Origin of the sequence: Crocosphaera sp. Alani8 (assembly GCF_038442745.1) — a bacterium.
Lineage (GTDB): Bacteria > Cyanobacteriota > Cyanobacteriia > Cyanobacteriales > Microcystaceae > Crocosphaera.
Genome location: NZ_JARVCN010000343.1, coordinates 1 through 3367, shown reverse-complemented (window position 1 = coordinate 3367; position 3367 = coordinate 1). Strand labels below are relative to the sequence as shown.

Sequence of the window (3367 nt, the reverse complement as noted above, 5' to 3'; positions counted from 1 at the left end):
CCCAGTCGCTTTCACCGAATTCCGGTCGATGCGACATTTTTGCGTCGCTCCCCTCCAGCTCCAACGACAGTAAAATTATTAGAGTCTAAAGAATCATATAAAGCTATTATTCCCTCCCAAACCAATTCCTTTTGCCAAAATCGAGTAATTTCTTCGAGCAATGTTTTAACTCCAAAGAAACCTAAACTGATTAACAAAGGAGGATTAAGAGGATCTTCCCTTGAAAAAGACTCTTTCCAAACAACTCTTAAAAAATTTATGATAGTCAGAAGTGTTATTATGCTTAAACTGGAAATTAGTATAGTAGGAGTGGACAAGTTGGGGTTAGTAAACAAATTCCCGACTAAAACTATGATTTGACCTATAGCTCCTAAAGAAAGCACAACAGTAATAAACAAAATTCCTAAATAATGTTTACTTTTAAAGAATTGATAATCTATCTCTGCATAAAGATTTCGCCAAGCATTGCGCCAATCATTAAGAGTTAAATTTCTACGAGACTCTATTAAGCGACGTAATAAATCTAGTTGTAAATAACTCGGTAAATTCAATAAAAACTTTGACCAGTTTAGTACAATATCCCCTTCATTCATGCTTTTCGCTTTAATCAGAATTGTATCAACTTCCTTGTGCATTTTTCGTTGAATATTTTCTGTTAACTCTGATTGTTCTAACAAAGAGATTGCATCAGAACTAATTTTTTCTGGTAATTTAACCCCGTCAAACTTAGCGATCGCACACATAGGAATCATCAACCGAGGATCTATATAAAGAGCATTAAAAGAGTCTAAATCAATTGTTCTATTTTTAAGCTGATCAAGCAATAAATAAGCAATCCTTCCGGCGATAATGGAGATGTTAGAGGAAGCAGAAGGGTCAAATGGATCCCAAACCCAATCTAAATAGTCTTTTCTTTTCTGTTGTTCTGCGATCAAAGAGTTTATGTTATCGTCAATTTCTTTTTCCTTGAAAGCGTCTTCAACCTCTGGTAATTTAATTAAATGACCTAAACACCATGCGGTTGAATTCATCAAACGAGAATCCCATAAAAACGGCAGAAGAGCGATCGCAGCTTCAGGGGTACCAACACTTATTATATCTTCTAATACCAGTCTGATTAGGTTTTCGTTGTTATCTTCATCTTTAGCTAAATTTATTAACGTAGGTATGGCTAAATTTCCTAGTTTCTGTAAGCATTCCCGAACCGTTAAGTGGACTTCTTGATCAGTAGAAGTATCAACACTATAGAATTGAGCTAATATTTCAGCCGCTTCGGGTTTATTCGTTTGAGCTAAAGCTTTTGCTGCCGCTTTTCTCCTCATTATAAGATATCTTTTTTCAGCCTCAGTTAAATTACTAGAATCAGCATTATTTAAGGTTTCTCCTAAAAATTGAAATACCTTGTTTCCTCTTTCACTAGAACTTGCTGCAACAAAACCAAACGCAATCTCTATCCTCTCATTATTCTCTTGTCCTAACCTATCTTTAAAAGAATCAATAATCTCTTCAGCTAACCCTTTTTCTACAAAATTCGCATCTCCTAAACATTCAAATGCTATCAATGGATATCGTACCTCAACACTCTTAATTAGATCCGTACTATTGTTAGCCAACCCACACCATAACTTCATTATTTCTTGCCAGTCATTGGGTGAGTTTCTCCAATACTCAACTAAGTCAGTATAGTTATCTTTAAGCGCAGAAGCAACAAAATATTCCTGTAACGTTTGGTGAGCAAACTCGTACCTTTGTCCCCCATCAAGACGTAGCAATAAACCACTACGGTCAACAATTTCATCAATAATTGTATCAGTGTCTTCAGGTTTTAAGTTTAAATTAGGTAGAATCTCTTTAACTTCCTTCTTAAGTTCTATGTCTGAAATAGTCCGACGATTTTGTTGAAAATTTTGAGAAGATTGAGATAAATTAGTTCTCGTTTGAGCATACAAAGCTAGTCTTTGAAGCACTTGTTGTTTTTTAATCCCTTTATATTTATTATTCAATCCTTTCGCTTCGTCTCTTGTCTCAGATAAAATGTCTATTGCTCTTCTATAAAACTCTGCTCGCGAGTCAGGTAACTCCATATTAGTATCTGCATAAAGATAAGCAATAATAGTTAACAGCAAAGGATTCTTAGCTAAGGTTTTAATTTGGGGTTTATCATTTAAAGTTCTTAGTAATTTTTCAACAGATTTCTCTTGTGGCATTTCTGTTTTCCATGCTCGTAAAAAACGCCGAACCTGCTGATCATTGAAATCTTTAATCTCTAAAGTTCTATTAACCGTATCATAAAATTCATTTCTATAAACTGCTGTTCGACAGGTAATAATAAACGGACATTTTTTATAAGTATCTAAAAAATTTTTTAGTCCCTTAACTACCTCACTACGACTATCATCAATTACCTCATCTAATCCATCGAAAAGTAATAAAATGCGACCATCTTTTAAACTTTGTTTAACACAATTATTAGCATTAGGAAAATCATTTTGAGAAAAAATATCAACTAATTTAGTTTCTAAAGATGCAACGTTTAAATCAGATGGCTTAAGCTTATTTAATTCTAATAAAATAGGAATTGAATCAGTATAAAAACGACGATTTAATCCTTGTTCTGCATAAGATAAAGTTAAATGCTTTAATAAAACAGATTTACCTGCTCCTGGACTTCCTACCACCATTAATTTAGAATAGTCTCCTAATGCTTTTTCTGCTTCAATCAGGGAATTATTAGATTGATCATCACTCTCTTTAACCTTCAAGGGTACATAAACTTCTCGCATTTCTAAAGGTTTATTTGTACGAAAAGAAATAGATAATTTTTCATATTTTTCAACTAAAGATTTTCGATATCTTGTAATCCCCCAATTTCTAAATAGTATTCCTGCTGTTCGTTGATAAATAAATTCAATCAGAGTATCTAATAACTTTTTGATTAAATTTTTAAGGGTGTCACTAATTGCACCTCCTATTATTATTCCTAAACTAGTAAAAATTAAAATAGGTAGCCAAGAAGGAGACTTATACTTATCATATTCTTGGTCATAAATAGTCCATAATTTTTCTTCTGGAAAACAGGGTTTTTTAGATGATGAATCTTGAAGATTATCTTTTCTATACAAATTAAGAATCTCGGATGATCTTTTTCTCTTAATATTTGTTTTCAAGAAATCAAACCGATCTGAGTCTGCATCTGTTTTCGCTAAGGTTTTAATACTCTTTTCAAGTTGTTGACAAGAAGATAATGAAGGACTATTCTGCGTTAAAATTGGAGTTAATATTCCTAATCCAATAGAACTTATTAATGCTAGGGTAATACCAAATCCGCTCTTTTTAACCCCCTTATAAAACCCTTTACTAATAGATG

General features: G+C 32.9%; 1 protein-coding gene. It reads right to left on the bottom strand.

Annotation, left to right across the window (positions count from 1 at the left end; translation table 11 throughout):
- Positions 1 to 11 precede the first annotated feature (11 nt).
- Positions 12 to 3367 (bottom strand): NACHT domain-containing protein (locus P9B04_RS17770; RefSeq protein WP_342056315.1); only part of this gene is annotated, 3356 nt, incomplete at its 5' end.